We start from the raw sequence: 6,641 nt of genomic DNA on the forward strand, positions 1-6,641 counted from the left end.
TTGTATTTGAAAAGCCCCTAAATGCACTTTTTTGCGGTTTTTTACTGGTTTTTTTCAGTTTCGACAGAAAAACTCTCAACTGGGTGCTTCAAAGCCAGTTTTAAAACGTCATCAATCCATGTAACTGGGTGAATTTCAAGGCCCTCTAATACGTTGTCTGGGATCTCTTTTAAGTCACGTTCGTTAATTTTTGGAATAATAACGGTTTTAATTCCACCACGATGCGCTGCCAATAGCTTCTCTTTTAAGCCACCAATTGGTAATACTTCACCACGTAATGTGATTTCACCTGTCATTGCTACATCTGAGCGCACTGGGTTACCCGTTAAGCTCGATACCAAACCAGTTACCATGGCAATACCAGCACTTGGGCCATCTTTTGGTGTTGCACCTTCTGGCACGTGAACATGAATGTCACGTTTCTCATAGAAGTCGCTATTAATGCGAAGTTTTTCAGCACGATTACGAACAACCGTCATCGCTGCCTGAATTGACTCTTGCATTACATCACCAAGCGAACCTGTGTAAGTTAGCTTGCCTTTACCTGGTACAGCTGCAGATTCAATAGTGAGTAAATCACCACCTACTTCAGTCCACGCAAGACCCGTTACTTGGCCAATACGGTCACCGTCTTCAGCTTTACCATAATCAAAGCGTTGTACACCTAAGAACTCTTCAAGGTTGTTATTGTCGATAAGGACCTTTTTAGTGTCTTTATCAAGCAGGATGTTTTTAACTGCTTTACGGCATAGTTTTGACACTTCACGTTCTAAGTTACGAACGCCCGCTTCACGTGTGTAGTAGCGGATAATGCCAATAATTGCGCTGTCAGCAATTTCAACTTCATGCTCTTTTAAGCCATTGCGCTTAACTTGTTTTGGAATCAAGTGTTGTTTAGCAATGTTTAGCTTCTCGTCTTCGGTGTAACCCGATAGGCGAATAACTTCCATACGGTCTAATAACGGACCTGGGATATTAAAGCTATTTGATGTTGCCACGAACATCACATCAGATAAGTCGTAATCAACTTCTAAGTAGTGATCGGCAAAATGGCTGTTTTGCTCAGGATCAAGTACTTCAAGTAATGCTGATGCAGGGTCGCCACGCATATCTGATGACATCTTATCGATTTCATCAAGTAAGAATAGTGGGTTCTTTACACCAACTTTAGTCATATTCTGGATTAACTTACCAGGCATAGAACCAATGTAAGTACGGCGGTGACCACGGATTTCCGCTTCATCACGAACGCCACCTAATGCCATACGCACATATTTACGACCTGTAGAGCGTGCGATTGACTGACCAAGTGAAGTCTTACCTACACCAGGAGGACCAACTAAGCATAAAATTGGGCCTTTTAGCTTATTAGTGCGCTGCTGCACCGCTAGATACTCAATAATACGCTCTTTAACCTTATCTAAGCCGTAATGATCACTATCTAAAATCTTTTGTGCGCCAGCTAAGTCTTTTTTCACCTTAGAGCGTTTTTTCCAAGGTACATTAATTAGCGTATCAATGTACGAGCGCACGACGGTTGCTTCCGCCGACATCGGCGACATCATTTTTAATTTAGATAACTCAGCGTTCGCTTTTTCTTGCGCTTCTTTAGGCATACCAGACTCTTCGATGCGTTTTTTAATTGCTTCGAATTCATCGGGTACATCATCAAGCTCGCCAAGCTCTTTTTGAATCGCTTTCATTTGCTCGTTGAGGTAATACTCACGCTGCGACTTTTCCATCTGCTTTTTCACGCGGGTACGGATTTTTTTCTCAACTTGCAGTAAGTCAATCTCGCCTTCCATCAGTGCCATTAAGTATTCAAGACGCTCAGTCACATCGGCAATCTCAAGTACTTTTTGCTTTTCAGGTACCTTAAGCGGCATGTGTGCTGCCATGGTATCAGCAAGGCGTGCAGCTTCATCGATGCCAGACACAGAAGTAAGTACTTCAGGTGGGATCTTCTTATTAAGCTTTACATAGCCTTCAAATTGGCTAATTGCGCTGCGAATAAAGATATCTTGTTCTTGCTCGTCGATATGGCTTGATTCGATGAACTGTGCTTCTGCCACAAAGAAATCATCGTTATCTAAAAACGTTTCAACGCTCGCACGTTGTGTGCCTTCAACAAGCACTTTAACGGTGCCATCAGGTAACTTTAATAACTGAAGTACTGTGGCAATGGTGCCAACACGGTAGATATCATCTTGCTGCGGATCATCAACAGAGGCGTCTTTTTGCGCCACTAGGAAAATTTGTTTGTCCTTGTCCATCGCCGCTTCTAGGCATTTTATTGATTTTTCACGACCAACAAATAGCGGGATCACCATGTGTGGATAAACCACTACATCGCGCAGTGCCAACACGGGGATTTCGACTCGATCTGTTCTCTCAAGCGTCATTATATTCTCTTCGCACTTCATTTATTTTAAAGATTACTCAAGTATATGGGGATATGTAAGGGAAAGTTCAACATATTTATAAAAAAAGGAGCCTTTGGCTCCTTTTTCGTGTTCAACTGCTTAACTTTTAAACTATTACAGCTTTATTCTGATGCAGCTTTGTCTTGGTTACCGCTTTGGTAAATCAAAATTGGGTCTGATTCACCTTTAATAACGGTTTCATCAATAACCACTTTGCTAACATCATCCATCGAAGGTAATTCATACATAGTATCAAGTAATACGCCTTCAACGATTGAACGTAAGCCACGAGCACCTGTTTTACGCTCCATTGCTTTATGAGCAATTGCGCTAAGTGCATCTTCGCGGAACTCAAGCTCAACATCTTCCATCGCAAACAATGCAGAGAACTGTTTAGTTAATGCATTTTTTGGTTCGCTTAAGATTTGAATAAGCGCCGCTTCATCTAGCTCTGTAAGTGTCGCAACAACCGGAAGACGACCAATAAACTCAGGAATTAAACCGTATTTCACTAAATCTTCTGGTTCAACATCTTTAAATGTTTCACTTATGCTACGGCTACCTGATGATTGCTTAACTTCAGCACCAAAACCAATACCGGTATTTTTATGGCTGCGTTGTTCAATCACTTTATCTAGGCCGGCAAACGCACCACCACAGATAAATAGGATCTTAGAAGTATCAACTTGCAAAAACTCTTGCTGTGGATGTTTACGGCCGCCTTGTGGTGGCACAGATGCAACCGTACCTTCAATTAGCTTAAGTAAGGCTTGTTGTACACCTTCGCCCGATACGTCACGGGTGATCGATGGATTGTCAGACTTACGAGAAATCTTGTCGATTTCATCAATGTAAACAATACCACGTTGTGCTTTCTCTACGTCGTAATCACATTTTTGCAGTAGCTTTTGAATGATGTTTTCAACGTCTTCACCTACATAACCGGCTTCAGTTAGTGTCGTTGCATCGGCCATCGTGAATGGTACGTCAAGTAAACGAGCCATGGTTTCAGCAAGTAATGTTTTACCACTACCTGTAGGACCGATTAATAGAATATTACTCTTACCAAGCTCAATATCTGCATTGATTGTTTGATTGCGTAAACGTTTATAGTGATTGTATACCGCAACCGACAGCACTTTTTTCGCGTGGTCTTGGCCAATCACGTAATCATCTAGGTGATCACGAATTTCTTTCGGCACAGGCAGTTTATCAGACGCATTATGCTTCGGCGCAATGTCTTTGATTTCTTCCCTGATAATATCGTTACACAGCTCTACACATTCATCACAAATATATACTGAAGGACCAGCAATTAGTTTGCGAACTTCGTGCTGGCTTTTGCCGCAGAAAGAGCAGTATAACAATTTATTACTTTTGTCGCCGTCTGTAGGAGTGTCAGACATTCAGCTACCTCATTTATTACGTTGGCAGTAGCACTGGGCTACTGCTAATTCACTATGTTTAACTATATCAAAGAATATCAGTTTTCGCATAGTAAAGGGTGATAGCTAACAATACGTTATTATTAGCTATTCAGATTACTTCGAATCGCGGCTTGAAAATACTGAGTCAACTAGGCCGTATTCAACTGCTTCGCTAGCAGTCATAAAGTTATCACGGTCTGTATCACGAGAAACCACATCGAGTGGCTGGCCAGTATGTTCAGCCATTAAACGGTTTAACTTATCTTTAATTGATAAAATTTCACGGGCATGGATCTCAAAGTCAGATGCCTGACCTTGGAAGCCACCTAATGGTTGGTGGATCATTACACGTGAGTTAGGTAAACAAAAACGCTTACCTTTAGCGCCACCTGATAGCAAGAATGCACCCATGCTTGCCGCTTGGCCAACACAAATTGTGCTTACATCAGGCTTGATAAAATTCATTGTATCGTAAATTGCCATACCCGCAGTTACAGAACCGCCTGGCGAATTAATATAAAGATAAATATCTTTTTCTGGGTTTTCTGATTCTAAAAACAGCATTTGCGCAAGAATCAAATTAGCCATGTTATCTTCTACTTGGCCAGTTAAGAAAATAATGCGCTCTTTTAAAAGACGTGAGTAAATATCATATGAGCGCTCACCTTTAGCTGTTTGTTCAACAACCATTGGGACTAGTGCGTTTAGAGGGTCTATCATACCGCTATTCATTCTTATTTAATTCCTTATCCGCTGCGACTCATCCTTACTATAAGGAAAGCACATTTATACTAATGTAAATTAAGCTGTCTATTCAATCTTTATAACTATATAGGAACTTATCAGAACAAATTCAATCCTAGTCGAAAAAAGTTCTGAAATAACATCAGTATTGTTGGTTTTTTTGAAACTGATACCACAAACTAAAATGGCCCGAGTACGCTGTATAAATACAGGGTAACACGAGCCATTTAATCGCTAGCGAGAGCTTAAGTCAATGACTTATTAAGCACCTTGCTGTGGATTCATGATGTCGTCGAATGCTTTTTCAACGTCAGTCACGTTTGCTTTAGCTAGGATAGTTTCAACTGCTTGCTCTTCCATCGCTACATTGCGCATTTGCTGCATAAGCTGATCGTTTGATTTGTAGTACTCTACTACTTCAGTTGGATCTTCGTATGCAGAAGCTACAGTTGCGATTAACTCTTCAACTTTAGCGTCGTCAACTTTAAGCTCGTTCGCTTTAATTACTTCACCTAGTAATAGGCCAGTCTTAACGCGAGTTACAGCTTGCTCGTGGAATAATTCAGCCGGAAGCTCAGGCATGTTTTTAGCGTCGCCACCGAAACGTTGTGCAGCTTGCTGACGTAGTGCATCAATTTCTTGATCTACTAGCGCTTTTGGCACTTCGATTTCGTTGTTAGCTAAAAGACCTTTGATAGCTTGATCTTTAACGTTAGCTTTAACTGCTTGGTCAAGCTCACGTGTCATGTTCTTTTTAACTTCTTCTTTAAGAGCGTCAACACCGCCTTCAGCTACACCGAATTTAGTTGCGAACTCGTCGTTAAGCTCAGGAAGCTCTTGAGTTTCAACTTTCTTAACAGTGATTGCGAAAGTAGCTGCTTTACCTTTAAGGTTTTCAGCGTGGTACTCTTCAGGGAAAGTTACTTCAGCAACAACTTCTTCGCCCGCTTTTTTGCCAACGATGTTGTCTTCGAAACCTGGGATCATACGACCTTGACCAAGTTCTAGTGGGAAGTCTTCAGCTTTACCGCCTTCGAACTCTTCGCCTTCGATAGAACCAACGAAGTCGATAGTTACACGGTCGTTCTCGCCTGCAGCTGCGTCAACTTCAGCCCAAGAAGCGTGTTGCTTACGTAGAGTTTCTAGCATGTTAGCTAGGTCTTCGTCAGTTACAGATACAGCTGGTTTTTCAACAGCGATTTTATCTAAACCTTGGATTTCAACTTCTGGGTAAACTTCGAAAGTTGCATCGAATTCTAAATCTTTACCAGCTTCTAACGCTTTAGGAGCGAAAGTAGGTGAACCAGCTGGGTTAATTTTTTCAGAAACGATTGCTTCGATGTAGTTGCGTTGCATTAATTCGCCAGCAACTTCTTGACGTACTGCAGCACCGTAACGCTTGTTGATGATAGACGCTGGTACTTTACCAGGACGGAAACCATCGATACGCTGGGTTTTAGACAGTTGTTGTAAGCGTTTTTTTACTTCAGTCTCAACGTTCTCTGCAGGAACGGTGATGGTCAGACGGCGCTCAAGGCCTTGAGTCGTCTCAACAGAAACTTGCATGATTTACCTCAATCTTCAATTTTGGCGACTTTTCGCCTTCCTTACAAACAAGGTGATCTCCATGAGTGATAGCAAGTTTTAACGCTGAATATTTCAACTTAAAACGGCGCATTGTAACCATGAGATACCATTGCTGCTTTGCCCCTATGGGCACTATGTTAAACAATAGACGCGGCATTATAACCTAATATTTATGATAGTCGAGTCTGGGGGGCAATTATTTGGCGTATATAGCAGCAATCAGCGTTTAAATGCGTAAAAAACGAACGCAACAAAATAACAAAGGAGAATTAAGCTGAATTAAAGGATGTATTTAGATATTGAGAAGTGGTCGGCTATTCAGAATTTAAACCTGCGACTGAATTGGATATACCCAAACCAATCGTTCTTTGACCATAAATCTTTAAAGTGGTCGGCGATGCAGGATTTGAACCTGCGACCCCTTGGACCCAAACCAAGTGCGCTACCAAACTGCGCTAAT

4 protein-coding genes are annotated in these 6,641 nt (G+C 41.6%); all 4 read right to left on the bottom strand.

The features are described 5' to 3' along the window. Positions 1-41 precede the first annotated feature (41 nt). Positions 42-2,402, bottom strand: coding sequence for an endopeptidase La (gene lon, locus MTF66_RS28485; RefSeq protein ID WP_248529363.1), 2,361 nt, complete (start codon positions 2,400-2,402; stop codon positions 42-44). A gap of 143 nt (positions 2,403-2,545) precedes the next feature. After that, positions 2,546-3,829, bottom strand: coding sequence for an ATP-dependent protease ATP-binding subunit ClpX (gene clpX, locus MTF66_RS28490; protein ID WP_058586303.1), 1,284 nt, complete (start codon positions 3,827-3,829; stop codon positions 2,546-2,548). A 135-nt stretch (positions 3,830-3,964) separates the two neighbouring features. Next, complete coding sequence (gene clpP / locus MTF66_RS28495) at positions 3,965-4,582, bottom strand: ATP-dependent Clp endopeptidase proteolytic subunit ClpP (RefSeq protein ID WP_054562075.1); 618 nt, start codon at positions 4,580-4,582, stop codon at positions 3,965-3,967. Positions 4,583-4,855: 273 nt separating this feature from the next. Beyond that, positions 4,856-6,160: a trigger factor gene (gene tig / locus MTF66_RS28500; RefSeq protein WP_058586304.1), complete on the bottom strand. Its 1,305-nt coding sequence runs from the start codon at positions 6,158-6,160 to the stop codon at positions 4,856-4,858. Between the last annotated feature and the right edge of the window lie 481 nt (positions 6,161-6,641).

This window comes from Pseudoalteromonas sp. 2CM39R, from assembly GCF_023161845.1.

Bases quoted from the DNA above. Each gene is read 5' to 3' on its own strand.
- clpX (WP_058586303.1), bottom strand. From the start codon at position 3,829: ATGTCTGACACTCCTACAGACGGCGACAAAAGTAATAAATTGTTATAC.
- clpP (WP_054562075.1), bottom strand. From the start codon at position 4,582: ATGAATAGCGGTATGATAGACCCTCTAAACGCACTAGTCCCAATGGTT.
- lon (WP_248529363.1), bottom strand. From the start codon at position 2,402: ATGACGCTTGAGAGAACAGATCGAGTCGAAATCCCCGTGTTGGCACTG.
- tig (WP_058586304.1), bottom strand. From the start codon at position 6,160: ATGCAAGTTTCTGTTGAGACGACTCAAGGCCTTGAGCGCCGTCTGACC.